This is a genomic window from Solirubrobacter pauli, from assembly GCF_003633755.1.
In the GTDB taxonomy this organism is placed as follows: Bacteria; Actinomycetota; Thermoleophilia; order Solirubrobacterales; family Solirubrobacteraceae; genus Solirubrobacter; species Solirubrobacter pauli.
In genome coordinates this window covers 3,304,083-3,316,965 of record NZ_RBIL01000001.1, presented here as the reverse complement: position 1 = coordinate 3,316,965, position 12,883 = coordinate 3,304,083, and the positions used below count along the sequence as shown (strand labels likewise).

Annotated in this window: 13 protein-coding genes and 1 pseudogene; 5 read left to right on the top strand and 9 right to left on the bottom strand. The window is 73.6% G+C overall.

Translation table 11 applies throughout. The features are described from left to right. Positions 1 to 21: 21 nt before the first annotated feature. Together C8N24_RS15505 and C8N24_RS15500 are read right to left on the bottom strand one after the other, a co-directional pair. On the bottom strand, positions 22 to 2,103 hold the full coding sequence (locus C8N24_RS15505; RefSeq protein ID WP_121251229.1) for a putative bifunctional diguanylate cyclase/phosphodiesterase: 2,082 nt from the start codon (positions 2,101 to 2,103) through the stop codon (positions 22 to 24). 67 nt (positions 2,104 to 2,170) lie between these two features. Further along, on the bottom strand, positions 2,171 to 2,563 hold the full coding sequence (locus tag C8N24_RS15500) for an SRPBCC family protein (protein ID WP_121251227.1): 393 nt from the start codon (positions 2,561 to 2,563) through the stop codon (positions 2,171 to 2,173). Between the two features lie 52 nt (positions 2,564 to 2,615). Between C8N24_RS15500 and C8N24_RS15495 the strand changes: the two genes are divergently transcribed. Continuing rightward, a complete protein-coding gene (locus C8N24_RS15495) occupies positions 2,616 to 3,020 on the top strand; it encodes a MarR family winged helix-turn-helix transcriptional regulator (protein WP_121251225.1) in 405 nt (134 codons plus the stop codon). Here the strand turns inward: C8N24_RS15495 and C8N24_RS15490 are convergent. Together C8N24_RS15490 and C8N24_RS15485 are read right to left on the bottom strand one after the other, a co-directional pair. Beyond that, positions 3,017 to 3,430 (bottom strand): DUF1810 domain-containing protein, encoded by a 414-nt coding sequence (locus tag C8N24_RS15490; RefSeq protein ID WP_121251223.1) that lies wholly within the window; start codon positions 3,428 to 3,430, stop codon positions 3,017 to 3,019. The genes C8N24_RS15495 and C8N24_RS15490 overlap by 4 nt on opposite strands. A gap of 19 nt (positions 3,431 to 3,449) precedes the next feature. Further along, positions 3,450 to 4,391, bottom strand: a complete 942-nt coding sequence (locus C8N24_RS15485) for a zinc-binding dehydrogenase (protein WP_121253239.1) — start codon at positions 4,389 to 4,391, stop codon at positions 3,450 to 3,452. A 49-nt stretch (positions 4,392 to 4,440) separates the two neighbouring features. Here C8N24_RS15485 and C8N24_RS35575 point away from each other — a divergent pair, with 49 nt between their 5' ends. Next, entirely contained in the window at positions 4,441 to 5,013 is a 573-nt protein-coding gene (locus C8N24_RS35575) for a TetR/AcrR family transcriptional regulator (RefSeq protein WP_342794551.1), read from the top strand. Positions 5,014 to 5,044: 31 nt separating this feature from the next. Here the strand turns inward: C8N24_RS35575 and C8N24_RS15475 are convergent. The 3 genes and pseudogenes from C8N24_RS15475 to C8N24_RS15465 all read right to left on the bottom strand — a co-directional run. Then, a pseudogene (locus C8N24_RS15475) lies at positions 5,045 to 6,229 on the bottom strand (MFS transporter); the annotation flags it as partial. Further along, positions 6,226 to 6,816 carry an ArsR/SmtB family transcription factor gene (locus C8N24_RS15470; RefSeq protein ID WP_121251221.1) on the bottom strand — a complete coding sequence of 197 codons (591 nt, stop codon included), beginning with the start codon at positions 6,814 to 6,816 and terminating at the stop codon, positions 6,226 to 6,228. The gene C8N24_RS15470 and the pseudogene C8N24_RS15475, both read right to left, overlap by 4 nt. A gap of 50 nt (positions 6,817 to 6,866) precedes the next feature. Beyond that, positions 6,867 to 7,388, bottom strand: a complete 522-nt coding sequence (locus tag C8N24_RS15465; RefSeq protein WP_121251219.1) for a winged helix-turn-helix transcriptional regulator — start codon at positions 7,386 to 7,388, stop codon at positions 6,867 to 6,869. Between the two features lie 62 nt (positions 7,389 to 7,450). Between C8N24_RS15465 and C8N24_RS15460 the strand changes: the two genes are divergently transcribed. After that, positions 7,451 to 8,671 (top strand): MFS transporter, encoded by a 1,221-nt coding sequence (locus tag C8N24_RS15460; RefSeq protein ID WP_121251217.1) that lies wholly within the window; start codon positions 7,451 to 7,453, stop codon positions 8,669 to 8,671. Next, positions 8,668 to 8,811, top strand: a complete 144-nt coding sequence (locus C8N24_RS33975; RefSeq protein WP_170179125.1) for a hypothetical protein — start codon at positions 8,668 to 8,670, stop codon at positions 8,809 to 8,811. The genes C8N24_RS15460 and C8N24_RS33975 overlap by 4 nt, the downstream gene beginning before the upstream one ends. Here C8N24_RS33975 and C8N24_RS15455 read toward each other — a convergent pair. Both C8N24_RS15455 and C8N24_RS15450 read right to left on the bottom strand, forming a co-directional pair. Further along, entirely contained in the window at positions 8,779 to 9,459 is a 681-nt protein-coding gene (locus tag C8N24_RS15455) for a response regulator (RefSeq protein ID WP_121251215.1), read from the bottom strand. The two genes, C8N24_RS33975 and C8N24_RS15455, sit on opposite strands and share 33 nt — an antisense overlap. Next, positions 9,456 to 10,592 (bottom strand): sensor histidine kinase, encoded by a 1,137-nt coding sequence (locus tag C8N24_RS15450; RefSeq protein ID WP_121251213.1) that lies wholly within the window; start codon positions 10,590 to 10,592, stop codon positions 9,456 to 9,458. The genes C8N24_RS15455 and C8N24_RS15450 overlap by 4 nt, the downstream gene beginning before the upstream one ends. Before the next feature lie 108 nt (positions 10,593 to 10,700). On the opposite strand from C8N24_RS15450, the gene C8N24_RS15445 reads away from it, so the two are divergent. Further along, positions 10,701 to 12,836, top strand: a complete 2,136-nt coding sequence (locus tag C8N24_RS15445; RefSeq protein ID WP_121251211.1) for an MMPL family transporter — start codon at positions 10,701 to 10,703, stop codon at positions 12,834 to 12,836. The last annotated feature ends 47 nt before the right edge of the window (positions 12,837 to 12,883 follow it).

The following is a 12,883-nucleotide window of genomic DNA, read 5'->3' as shown; positions in this document are numbered from 1 at the left end:
GCCGGGATCTTTACCGACGGGTCAGCGCGGCGCGTCGACCTCGGCGTCACGCCGGAACCTTCGGGCGACGCTGCGCGCGGTCTGCGGCGCGGCGATCTCGTAGCCCTGCGCGAAGTCGCACCCGAGCCGGCGCAGCGTCTCGAGCTGCCCGGGCGTCTCGACGCCTTCGGCGATGCTCGTCATGCCCAGCGTCGGGCCGAGGTCGACGATCGCGCGGATGATCGCCTGCGCCGTCGTGTCCTCGACGGTCGCGGTGAAGCGCCGGTCGAGCTTGAGGACGTCGAGCGGGAGCTGCTGCAGCCAGGAGAGCGCGGTGTTGCCGGCGCCGAAGTCGTCGAGGGCGAGCCCGAAGCCGAGCCCGCGCAGGCGGATCAGCTGGTCGCGCACCGCGGCGATGTCGGCGTCGAGCATGCGCTCGCTGACCTCGAAGCAGATCTCGCTCGTGTGCACGCCGTGCGTGGCGGCGAGCCGGGCGACCTCCTCCGGCAGCGTCGGCACGCGGATCTGCTCCGCGGCGAGGTTGACGAACACGCGCGGTCCGGCCCCGTCGCGCTGCCAGACCGCCGCCTGGGCGAACGCGCGGTCGATCGCCCAGGCGCCGATGCGCGGCATCAGCCCGGCCTCCTCGGCGACCGGCAGGAAGCTCCCGGGCGCGAGCAGCCCGCGCTTCGGATGCTGCCAGCGCAGCAGCGCCTCCGCGCCGATGACGGCGTGGTCACGCGTGCGGATGATCGGCTGCCAGTGCAGGACGAGCTCGTCGTGCTCCACCGCCCGGCGCAGCTCGTTCTCCATCTGCAGGCGGTGGATCAGCGCGCGCCGCAGCTCGGGGTCGAACACCTCGATCCGGTTGCGGCCCTGGCGCTTGGCCTTGTAGAGCGCGGCGTCGGCGTGGGCGAGCAGCGTGTCGGCGTCCGCGCCGCCGACGTCGGTGCTGACGCCGATCGACAGCGTGACCCGCGCCTCGAGCCCGTGCCCGAGGTCGTATAGGCCGGTGGCGGCCGTGGCGATCCGCTGCGCGATCAGCCACGCGTCCCGCTCGCTGCGCAGGTCCTCGCTGAGGATCGCGAACTCGTCGCCGCCGAGCCGCGCGACCGTGTCGCTGGGCCGCAGCGCGTCCGCCATCCGCCGCGCGAGATCGACCAGCAGCCGGTCGCCCGCGGGGTGCCCCATCGTGTCGTTGACGAGCTTGAAGTGGTCGACGTCGATCAGCACGACGCCGACCGGGCTGCCGGTGCGCGCCGACCGCGCGGTCGCGGCCTTGGCCGCCTCGAGGAACCAGCGCCGGTTGGGCGCCCCGGTGAGCGCGTCCTCGAGCGCCTGCTGCTGCAGCGTGACCTCGACCAGATGCTGGTCGGTCACGTCGCGCACGTTGATGACCATGCCGTTGATCGCGTCGTCGTCGCGGTGGTCGGTGGCGTGGACGTCGACGTGGCGCAGCTCGCCGTCGAGCCGCGTCACGCGCAGGCGCCCCGAGACGGACTCGCCGGGCCCCATCTCCTGCGCCAGATCCAGCAGGGCGATCGCGGCCACCACGTCGTCGGGGTGCACGAACGCGGTCCACGGGTGCTCCTCGAGCCCGCCGAGCCGACGTCCGATGAACCGCCGCGTCGCGGGGCTCGCGTACGTGATCTGCCGCTCAGGCCCGATCACCAGGATCGCGTCCTCCGCGTGCTCCACCAGCGACCGGAAGCGCCGCTCGCTGCGCTCGAGCGCCAGCCGCGCGCGCTGCGCCGCCGTGACGTCCTCGACCGAGTTCAGGATCATCGCCGTCCGACCCTGCGCGTCGACGATCGGCGTGTTGACCGGCAGCCACCAGCGCTCCTCGAACGTGCCGTCGACCTCGATGTCGTAGTGCAGCAACGCCATCGTGTCGGGCTGTCCCGTGTGCAGCACCTTCTCCAGCGAGGCGCGCAGCGCGCGGCTGCCCGTCGCCCCCGGCGCGTCCGGGAACACATCGAAGACGTTGCGGCCGATCAGCTCCTCCCGCCCGCGCCCGATGGCCGCCACATACGCGGGGTTCGCCTCGCGGATGCAGAGGTCCACGCCGAGGATCATGCAGGGCGTGGGAACGGCTGTGAACAGCGCGGCGTGGTCGATGGTCAACGCCGAGTGGGAATCGCCCCCGGGCGCGATTCCGTAACGGAACGATGTCCGTTCAATGACCGGGCGCTCACCGCTCCGCGAGCCGCCGCACCGTCTCGAGCTCGCCGTCGACCACCTCGACCTGCGCACGCACGTCCGCCTCGCCGGCCGAGGCGGGGAAGAACTGCGTGAACAGGTACTCGCAGCCCTCGCCGTTGGCGAGCACCCGGGTGAACACGCCCCGCGTCGGCTGCTCGACCGAGACGATGTCGACCGTGCCGTGCTCGCGTGAGACGCGCACGTCGACGAGCGCCTCGCCCGCCGAGGTCTCCACCGCCCAGTGCTCGCCAGCGGCGCGCACGGAGCGGGCGAACCCCGGCGCCCACCGCGGCAGTGCCTGCGCGTCGCCGACGAGGTCGAGCACGGCCTCGGGCGTGGCCCGGATCGAGACCGACCGGGTGACCGAACGATTCGTATGCATTCGCATATCGTATGCAAATGCTTACGATTTGTCCACTCGTATCATCCGCCCCGTGGAACGCGAGGACCTCGGCGCGCTGCTCGCCCGCGCCGCGCGGCGCATCTTCGAGGCCGAGCGGCCGTTGCTCGATGCCCATGGGGTGACCATGTGGGCGTACGCGGCGCTGAGCCTGCTCGCCCGCGGGTCGGCGCCCACGCAGCTCGCGCTCGCCGAGGCGATGGGCTACGACAAGTCGCGCCTGATCAAGATCCTCGACGACCTGGAGGCCGAGGGCCTGATCACCCGCCGCCCCGACGCGACGGACCGCCGCGCGAAGGTGGTCGACCTGACTGCCGAGGGCCGGGCGAAGCTCGCCGCCGTCCAGGCCGACATCCGTGCGATGGAGGCCGAGGTGCTGGCCGAGCTGAGCACGCGCGAGCGGGAGACCCTGCTCGCGGTGCTCCCGCGGCTCGCTTAGAGGCGGTCCAGGGTCGCCGGATCCTCGGCGCCGTCGAAGTACCGCTCCAGCACGGCGCTGAAGACCGGCTCGTCGGGTGCCGCGCGCGCGAAGAGCGTCATCGAGGACCGGAGCTTGATCGCGTCAATGCCGCCGAAGACGGCTTCGGCGCTGGTCCCGTCGAGCGCGGTCAACACCTCCGCGCACTCGGCGAGGCGCGGGCCGAGGACCGGGTGCGCGAGGTACGCGCGCGCCTCGTCCAGCGAGGCGATCGCGTACCGCTGGGCCATGGCGCTGCGCCCGAGACCCGCGATCTGCGGAAACACGAACCACATCCAATGGGACGTCTTGCGGCCGGCGCGCAGCTCCGCGAGGGCCTGGTCGTATACGCCGTCCTGCGCCTCGACGAAGCGGTCAAGGGTTCCGTCCATCCGCCGATCGTGGCAGGTCCTACCGCGGCGTGAGGGCGATCCGCCCGAAGACCTCGCCGGCGTCGAGCTGCTGATGCGCGAGGACCGCCTGCTCGAGCGCCAGCACGTCGTGCACGACCGGTTCGAGGTCGCTCGCGAGCCACTCGGCGATCGCCGCGTAGCGGTCCGCGTCGGGTACGGAGTCGAGGCTGAAGACCCCGAACGAGCGTGACTGCTGGAAGGCGGCGAAGAGCGCCGTGCCGAAGTCGGCGGGGGGCGGGCCGCCGAGCAGCCCGATCGTCACGAGGCGGCCGTTCGGGTTGAGCTTGTCCAGGAACGCGGGCAGCTCCGGACCGGCGACGACGTCGACGATCACGTCGAAGCCGTCCTCCCCCGCGCCGGAGCGGTCCAGGACGTGCGTGGCGCCGAGCGCCCGCAGGCGCTCGCCGCGCGCGGGCGACGACGTCGTGACCGCGATCGCGCTCGCTCCCGCGCGCGCCGCGAGCTGGACCGTCGGCGTGCCGAGGCCACCCGCCGCGCCGCGCACGAGCACCGACTCGCCCGGCGCGAAGTGGGCGTTCCGGAGCGCGAAGTGCGCGACCGCCGCCGAGCTGCCGATGGTGACCGCGTCGACCGCCGACCGCCCGTCGGGAAGCGGCGCGAGCGCGCTGACGGGCGCGACCGCTCGCTCGGCGTAGCCGCCCTGCAGGACGAACGCCCACACGCGCCGCCCCACCCAGGACACGTCGACGCCCGCCCCGACCGCCGCCACGGTGCCGGCCACCTCGCTGCCGAGGACGTGCCCCGTGGCGAAGCTCCGGAAGGCGCCCAGCACGCCGCTGCGGATCAGCGCGTCGACGCCGCCCACGCCGATCGCCTCCGTCTCGATCAGCACCTGCCCTTCACCCGGCACCGGGTCCGGGAGCTCCACCGTCGCGAGTCCCTCCGGACCGCCGAACGCCTTGATCGCAATCGCCTTCATGGCGACGACGGTGACCCACATCGTCGTGCGCACAACTAAAGTGAGAGCGGTGACCGCGCGTTTGCCTCAGAAGCTCCGGGCCGACGCGCAGGACAACCGCGAGCGCATCCTCGACGCCGCCCGCGCGGTGTTCGCCACCGAGGGCTTGCAGGCGCCGGTGCGGGAGATCGCGCGCCGGGCGGGCGTGAGCCCGGCGACGGTATACCGCCACTTCCCGAGCAAGACGGACCTCGCGCACGCGGTCTACGTGGACCAGTCGCGGACGTGCCAGGCGATCGTGCACGAAGGCCTGGCGGACCCCGACCCCTGGCACGGCTTCCAGCGCGTGATCGAGCAGGTGTTCGACCTGCACGCGCGCGACCACGGGTTCCCGATCACGTTCAAGTCGGCATTCCCGGACGCGCTGGACTTCGCCGCCGACCGCGACGCCTCGCTGACCGCCGTCGCGGAGCTCGCGCGCCGCGCCAAGGCCACCGGCAAGCTGCGCCGCGACTTCGTCATGAACGACCTCGTCCTCGTGATGCTCGCCCACCGCGGCCTGCGGGCCGGCTCGGCCGAAGCCCGCCTCGCCGCGTCGCGGCGCTTCGCCGCGCTGACGATCTCGGCCTTCCAGACGGCGTAGCGTCCAGCTCGCGCCAGCGCGGGTCGACCGCGGGCAACAGCGTGACCACGAGGTAGGCCAGCCCGCAGATCAGCAGGGCCGTGCCCAGCCCCGCGCTCGCGACGAGGAACCCGCCGATCAGCCCGCCCAGCGGCATCAGCGCGAAGCACGTCGCGGTCGAGAGCGAGCTTACCCGGCCGACCAGGTGCGCAGGCACCCGCTCGTAGATCACCGCGCCGAGGATCGGGTTGAGGAACCCCGCCGCGAAGCCGGCCACGCCCGCGACCGCGAGCACCCATCCGAGCGGCGCGTCGAAGGCCACGACGGCGAAGCGCGGCAGCCCCGCGACCAGGAAGCACACGAGGTACGTCAGGTGGCGCGGCAGCCGCTCCGCGTACGCCGCCGCCAGCAGCGCACCGATCGCCGCCGCGCCCGCGGACGTCGCGAACAGGGCCCCGACCGCGCCGGCACCGCCGGCCCGCTCGACGCCCCACACCGGCACCAGGACCGCGGACCAGGCCACGTCGAGCAGGTTGGTCAGCGCCACCATCGCCGTGATCCCGACCAGCACCCGGTCGCCGCGCAGGAACCGCCATCCGGCCCGCAGCCGCTCGCCGTACGGCGCGCCCTCCTCCTGCGCCTCCCGCGGGCCGCGCGTGCCCGCCGGCACGGCCCAGGCCAGCACCAGCGCGGACCCGCCGAACGACGCCGCGTCGACGAGCAGCGCGTTCGCCGGGCCGGCGACGGCGACGAGGACGCCCGCGAGCGCGGCGCCGAGCATCGAGGCGGTGCGCTCGACCGTGGCGCTGAGCCCGGTGACGCGCTCCATCGGCACGGCCGCCGCCGCCGAGAGCGTCGGGATCAGGGCGTGCTTGGCCGCATCACCCGGCCCGCGCAGCCCGCCGGCCACCGCGACGAGGGCCAGGAAGGCCGGGAAGGAGAGGACGCCGGCGTCGTGCAGCAGCGGCATCGCGCCGACCACCAGCACGGACGCGCCGTCGCAGGTCAAGGCCACCGCCCGCGCGCCGGCCCGGTCGATCACCGGACCCCCCAGCACCTTCAGCAGCACGAGCGGCACCAGCTCGGCGACGGCCACGAGCCCGGTCTTCTGCGGGCTGCCGGTCGTCGTCAGCACGAACAGCGGCAGCGCCACCATCGAGACCCGCGTGCCGACGAGGGAGACGCCGTCCGCCGCGAGCCAGCCGTACAGCGACCGCCGGGGCCCGCGCGCGCTCACGCCGAGCCTTCCCGCGCACCTCCCGGCCGGGGGAACCCGTGGAACAGGATCGCGTAGGGCGCCGCCTCCGGGTCCGACTCCGGCCGCTCCTCGGCCGCGACGAACGCCTCGATGACCTGCCCGACCTGCTCGATCAGCCGCCGCGCCTGCTCGGGGTCCAACCGGCACCGCCAGTCCGACACCGTCGACGCTGTGCGCCACTCCTGCGACAGGGTGGCGCGCTCCTCGACCATCTGCTGGAGCATCTGCGTGTAGACCACGACGACCGACTGCAGGTACGCGTCCAGCGCCTCCTTGTCGGCCGGTGCCGGGTGCGGGGGCTCCCACCCCGTGCGCGTCGACGCGTGCACCGCTCGCCACCACCGCTCCCGCCCCGTCCCCAGCGACGGGTCGTCGTGGATGAACCCGTGCGTCGCGAGCTGCCGCAGGTGGTAGCTCGTCGCGCCGGTGTTGAGCCCGAGCCGAGCCGCCAGCGCCGTCGCCGTGCTCGGCCCCTCGGCGCGGAGGAGGCCGAGCATCCGCAGGCGCACCGGGTGCGTCAGCGCCCGGAGCTGCTGCGGGCTGGGAGTGATCGAGCGGTCGTCCACGTATGGACCGTATGACCGCAAAGGTCTCTTTGCAAACGATGCTTTGCGGTTTACGCGGCCACGACCGGCTCGAGCAGCCGGTGCGGCCGGCGCAGCGCGACGCTGACCGGGTCCGTCCGGCGCACGCTCGGCGCGCCCGGGCCGGGGCGGGTCTCGACGTCGGCGGGCGCGGGCGTGACCGCGCACGCCGGGCAGGCGCCGTCCACGGCGAGGTCCGTGCCGCACGTCGCGTGCGCGAACAGGCGGACCGGCCCCGACGCGACCAGGTGCCGCTCGCCCCAGCCCATCAGCTGGTGCACGATCGGCCACAGCTCGAGCCCGGCGGCGGTCAGGATGTGCTCGAAGCGGCCGGGCGCGTACGGGCGGCGCTCGACGATGCCCGCCTCGACCAGCAGCGCGAGCCGGGCGGAGAGCACGGCGCGGGGGACGTCGAGGTGCGTCTGCAGGTCGGTGAAGCGCGTGACGCCGAAGAACAGGTCGCGCACGATCAGCAGCGTCCAGCGCTCGCCGACCACCTCGAGCGCGCGGGCCAGCGCGCAGGCTTGGGTCTCGTACTCGCGAGGCAGCGCCATACGCGGACCACCGTACCAGAGTCGGTTCACTGACTGAACTAAGTCTGGTACCGTCCGCGGCCATGTCTGCGAGCCGGCCCTGGTGGCGCAGCCCGACGGTGATCGTCGTCGCGGGCTGCCTGATCGCGATCATCACGTTCGGCGTGCGGACGACGTTCGGCCTGTTCACCGCGCCGCTGACCGACCTGCGCGGCTGGGACCGCGAGGCGTTCGCGCTCGCCATCGCGGTCCAGAACCTGCTGTGGGGCCTCGGGCAGCCGTTCGCGGGCGCGGTCGCCGATCGCTACGGCGCCGGGCGCGTGCTGGCCGTCGGCGGCTTCGTGTACGCGGCGGGCGTGGCGTTGATGTCGGTCACCAGCTCGCCCGGCGTGCTCACGCTCACCGGCGGCGTGATCGTCGGCCTCGGCGTCGCGGGCGGCTCGTTCACGATCGTGATCGCCGCCTTCGCGCGGCTGGTGGAGCCGGCCAAGCGCTCGTGGGCGATGGGCCTCGCGACCGCGGCGGGCTCGATGGGCCAGTTCCTGTTCGCCCCGCTCGGCCAGGGGTTCATCGACGCGTACGGCGCCGAGACCGCCCTGATCCTGCTCTCGGCCACGCTGCTGCTGGTGCCGCTGCTCGCGCGCTCGCTCTCCGGCAAGGGCGACCACGCCGACGAGGCGGACGGCGACCAGCTGTCCGCACGTGAGGCGCTGCGCGCGGCCGTGCACCACCCGAGCTACCTGCTGCTGACGAGCGGCTTCTTCGTCTGCGGCTTCCACATCGCGTTCATCACGACGCACCTGCCGCCGTACCTGACCGACCAGGGGCTGAGCAAGGGCCTCGCCGCGTGGTCGCTGTCGCTGATCGGCCTGTTCAACGTGATCGGGGCGTACTCGTCGGGCATCCTCGGCGGCCGCCACCCGCGCCGGCTGCTGCTGAGCGGCATCTACCTCGGCCGCGCCGCCGCGTTCCTGATCTTCCTGCTGCTCCCGGTGACTGTCGGCAGCGTGCTCGTCTTCTCGGCGCTGATCGGGCTGCTGTGGCTCTCGACCGTGCCGCTCACCTCCGGGCTCGTCGCGCTGATGTTCGGGACGCGGCACGTGGGCATGCTGTTCGGCGTGGTCTTCCTCTCGCACCAGGTCGGCGCGTTCGTGGGCGCGCTGCTCGGCGGCACGGTCTACGAGGCCACGGGCAGCTACGACCTGATGTGGGTGCTGTGCATCGCGCTGAGCGTCGCGGCCGCGCTCGTCCACCTGCCGATCCGCGAGCGCAGCGCCGCCGCGGTGGCCCCGAGCGCGGCATGACCCGGCAGAGCGTGATCTACCTGCTGGTCGGACTGCTGATCACCGGCGTCACGTTCCTCGGCGTGCTCTACCAGGTCAACGAGGCGATGGCCGAGGATGCCGACGGCTCAGTCCCGCAGCTCCTCTGCCCCTTGCACTGACCCCGGCGCCACGAGCCCCGTCTCGTAGGCGAAGATCACGGCCTGCACGCGGCTCGCGAGCCCGAGCTTGGCCAGCAGCCGCCGCACGTGCCCCTTGACCGTGCTCTCCTCCAGGTGCAGCCGCGCGGCGATGTCGGCGTTGCTGTGCCCGCCGGCGATCTCCAGCAGCACGTCGTGCTCGCGCGGGGTGAGCGCGGCGAGGCGCGGGTCGCCCGCCCGGGCCGGCATCGTCGACACGAACCGGCCGAGCAGCCGCCGCGTGACCTCCGGCGCGATCAGCGCGTCGCCGCGCGCGACCGAGCGGACGGCGTCGATGATCCGCTCCGGCGGCGAGTCCTTGACGAGGAAGCCGACCGCACCCGCGCGCAGCGCCTCGAGCACGTACTCGTCGAGGTCGAACGTCGTGATGATGATCACCTCGACGTCCGGCACGTCGCGCAGCCGGCGCGTCGCCTCCAGCCCGTCCATCCGTGGCATCCGGATGTCCATCAGCACCACGTCGGGCGTGCGCCGCCCGACCTGGCCGACCGCGTCGAGGCCGTCGATCGCCTCGCCCACCACCTCGATGCCCGGCTCGCTCTCGAGGATCATCCGCAGCCCGTGGCGCGAGATCGCTTGGTCGTCGGCGATCACGACGCGGATGCTCACGCGCGCTCCTCCAGCGGGAGCGTCGCTCGCACCGCCCAGCCGTGCCCGTCGACCGCGCCCGCGGACAGCGATCCCCCGACGAGCGCCGTCCGCTCGCGCATGCCCTCGATGCCGCTGCCGGCGCGCGCGTCCGCGCCGCCCCGCCCGTCGTCGCGGACCGTCAGCGTCACGGCCTGCGCGCCGTAGGCGACGACGATCTCCACCGTCTCCGCCTGCGCGTGGCGGATGACGTTCGTGATCGACTCCTGGACGACCCGGTAGGCGGACATCTCCGCCGTTTCCGACAGCTCGCGCACGTCGCCCTCGACGCGGAGCCGCACGTCGAGCCCGGCGGCGCGCACCGGGACGAGCAGCTGCTCGAGGTGCTCCAACCGCGGCGGCGGCGCGAGCTCCGCGGGCTCGGACGCCCGCAGCACGCCGAGCGACCGCCGCGTCTCCCCCAGCGCCTCCGCGGTGAGGCCGTGGATGCGCTCGAAGGCGGCACGCGCGACGGGGTCCCGGGTCGTCCGGCCCGCGCCCGCCGACTGCAGGGCGATCGCGCTGAGATGGTGTCCGGTGATGTCGTGCACGTCGCGCGCGATCCGCAACCGCTCCTCCGCGACCGCGCGCTGCACGTCGTGGTCGCGCAGCTCCTCGACCCGGCGCGCCAGCTCGTGCGCGGCCCGCGCACGCTCCCGCTCGGCGCGGAGCTGCTCGCCGATCAACGCCGGGACCATGCCGATCGCGAACCCGCCGATCGCGGCCAGCACCGTCTGCTCGTCCGCCTTGACGGACACCACGATCGCGAACGTGAGGCCGGAGCACAGCCCGAGCGTCCGGGTCGTGGACGTCTCCGCGCGGGAGGCCGCCCAGCCCACCAGCCCGATGGCGAAGACGATCGGGCCGATGAACGTGTAGCCGAGCGCCATGCCGACGAGCACGGTCGCGAGCGCGCAGCCCGCGGGGATGAGCGGCTGCGTGCGCCAGAGCACGATCGGCGCGAAGCCGAGGAGGATGAGGGCGACGGCGAGCCCGTCGAAGTCGCGGTCGACCTCCTCCACGTCGCCGCGCACCACGAGCGTGAAGCCGATGCAGACCGCCAGGGCGAGGACGGTGGCGACGACGTCGCCTGCGGTCGGCCGGTGCCGGGGCATGAGGCGAAGGTTAGGTAGCCGTGGACTCCGCGACCTGCTCCGAAAGGAGCAGGTGGATCACGTCCTGGGGTGCTCGTCGTGCCGTGCTCGAGACCCGACGCTGCTCCCATGGCATCAGCGCTCTACAGACTCGGCCGTACCGCCTACCGCCGGCGGCGACTCGTCCTCGCCGTCTGGATCGCCCTCTTCGGGGCCATGTTCGTCGGCGCCGCGACCCTCAGCGGTCCCACCGAAGGCTCGTTCACCATCCCCGGCACGGACTCGCAGGCCGCGATCGACCTGCTCGACCAGCGCTTCCCGGAGGCCAACGGCGCGTCCGGCCGGATCGTGTTCGCCGCACCCGAGGGCGAGGCGCTGACCGGCGAGCGCCGAGCCGCCGTCGACGCCGCGCTCGCGCAGGTCGGGCGGGCGCCCGACGTGGCCGAGGCGAGCGCTCCGGAGCTGTCCGAGGACGGCCGCGTCGGGCTCGCGCAGGTGAGCTTCGACGCGAGCGCCGACGACCTGCCCGACACCTCGCGCGCAGCGGTCCAGCACGCCGCCGAGCAGGCCGAGCGGGCCGGCGTGCAGGTCGAGTTCGGCGGTGACGCCGTGATCGCCGCGAACGAGTCGGGCGTCGGCGAGTTCCTCGGGTTCGGCGTCGCCGCGCTCGTGCTCGCGTTCACGTTCGGCACGCTGCTCGCCGCCGGGCTGCCGCTGCTCACCGCGGCGCTGGGCGTGGGCATCGGGCTCGCCGGCATCACCGCGGCCACCGGCTTCGTCGACCTGAGCGACGCCGTTCCCACGCTCGCGCTGATGCTCGGCCTCGCCGTCGGCATCGACTACGCGCTGTTCATCCTCTCCCGCCACCGCACCCAGCTCTTTCAGGGGCTGGACCCGGAGGAGTCGGCGGGCCGTGCGGTCGGCACGGCGGGCAGCGCGGTCGTGTTCGCGGGCGCGACGGTCGTGATCGCCCTGGCCGCGCTCTCGGTCGTCGGCATCCCGTTCCTGACCGCGATGGGGCTCGCCGCGGCCGCGACGGTCACGGTCGCGGTGCTCGTCGCGCTCACGCTCGTGCCCGCGCTGTTCGGCTTCGCCGGGACGCGGCTGGCGAAGGGCAAGAACTTCGAGACCGGCCCGCGCGCGACGCGGCCGACCGCCGGCTCGCGCTGGGCGGGCCTCGTCACCCGGCACCGCGTGCCGGCCCTCGCGCTCACCGTCGTCGCGCTCGGCGCGTGCGCACTGCCGATGCTCGACATGCGGCTCGGCATGGGGGATGACTCCACCGCCGCGCCCGAGACCACGAACCGCAAGGCCTACGACCTCCTGAGCGCGGGTTTCGGCCCCGGCTCCGGCGGGCCACTGATGATCGTCGTCGACGGCGAGGACGCGGGACGCGCCGCCGCCGGCGTCGCCCGCGCGCTGCGCACCCAACCGGGCGTCGCGAGCCTGGGCGAGCCGACGCTCAACGCGGCCGGAGACACCGCGATCCTGTCGCTGATCGCCACGACCGGACCGTCCACGGCGCAGACCAAGGACCTGGTGAAGGCGATCCGCGACCGCGCGCCGGAGCTCGAGCACCAGCTCGGCGCCGACGTGCTGGTGACCGGCCAGACCGCCGTCAACATCGACGTCTCCGACCGGCTCGCCGGCGCGCTGATCCCGTTCCTGGCCGTGGTCGTGGGGATCGCGTTCGTGCTGCTGGCGATCGCCTTCCGGTCCGTGCTCGTGCCCCTGACCGCGATCGGCGGGTTCCTGCTGACGATCGGCGCGACCCTCGGCGCCCTCGTCACGGTCTTCCAGAAGGGGTTCGGGGCCGACCTGATCGGCGTGGGCCAGGCCGCGCCGATCACGTCGCTGCTGCCGATCCTCGTGATCGGCATCCTCTTCGGCCTGGCGATGGACTACCAGGTGTTCCTGGTGTCCCGCATGCGCGAGGAGCACGTGCACGGAGCGGACTCGACGCGATCGGTGACCGAGGGCTTCCGCCACGGCGCGCGCGTCGTCACCGCGGCGGCGCTGATCATGGGCGCGGTCTTCTCCGGCTTCATCCTCGAGAGCGACGAGATCATCAAGTCGGTCGGGTTCGCGCTCGCCTTCGGGATCCTCGTCGACGCGTTCCTCGTCCGCATGACGCTCATCCCCGCGGTGATGGCGCTGCTCGGCGAGCGCGCCTGGTGGCTGCCGCGCTGGCTGGACCGCCTCCTGCCCTCCGTCGACATCGAGGGCACGGCGCTGCGGCGTGCGCCAGAGCCGGTCACCGCGTGACATCACGCCGGGGTTGACTTGACACCAGTGTGGTGTCACACTGGTGC